At 65.6% G+C, this 482-nt stretch carries 1 protein-coding gene and 1 pseudogene; both read left to right on the top strand.

Features of this window, described 5'->3' with window-relative positions:
- Positions 1 to 196 (top strand): annotated as a pseudogene (locus LPC04_RS29035) (electron transfer flavoprotein subunit beta/FixA family protein); the annotation flags it as partial.
- A gap of 12 nt (positions 197 to 208) precedes the next feature.
- The coding region (locus LPC04_RS29030) for an adenine nucleotide alpha hydrolase family protein (protein ID WP_476748708.1) at positions 209 to 482 on the top strand (274 nt) is incomplete at its 3' end.

Below are 482 nucleotides of genomic sequence, written 5' to 3'. Positions count from 1 at the left end.
CGTCACGCTGCCCAACATCATGAAGGCGAAGAAGAAGCCGCTGGAAGTGATCAAGCCGGACGCGCTCGGTGTCGATGTCGCGCCGCGCATCAAGACGCTCAAGGTCAGCGAGCCGCCCAAGCGCGGTGCCGGCGTGAAGGTGCCGGACGTGGCGACGCTCGTCGCGAAGCTGAAGAACGAAGCCAAAGTCATCTAAGAGACAAACGACATGACCACTCTCGTCATTGCCGAACACGACAACGCGACCCTCAAGGGGGCGACGCTCAACACCATCACCGCAGCGACCCAGGTCGGCGGCGATGTCCACGTGCTGGTGGCCGGCTCGAACGCCGCTGCGGTAGCGCAAGCCGCATCGCAAGTGGCCGGCGTCGCCAAGGTGCTGCACGCCGACGGCGCGTCGCTCACTGAGCAGCTCGCCGAGAACGTTGCCGCGCAGGTGCTGGCCGTGGCCCCGGCCTACAGCCACATCTTCTTTCCCGCGA

This window comes from Scleromatobacter humisilvae, assembly GCF_023231945.1.
In the GTDB taxonomy this organism is placed as follows: domain Bacteria; phylum Pseudomonadota; class Gammaproteobacteria; order Burkholderiales; family Burkholderiaceae_C; genus Scleromatobacter; species Scleromatobacter humisilvae.
This window is presented reverse-complemented; position numbering and strand designations above follow the sequence as displayed.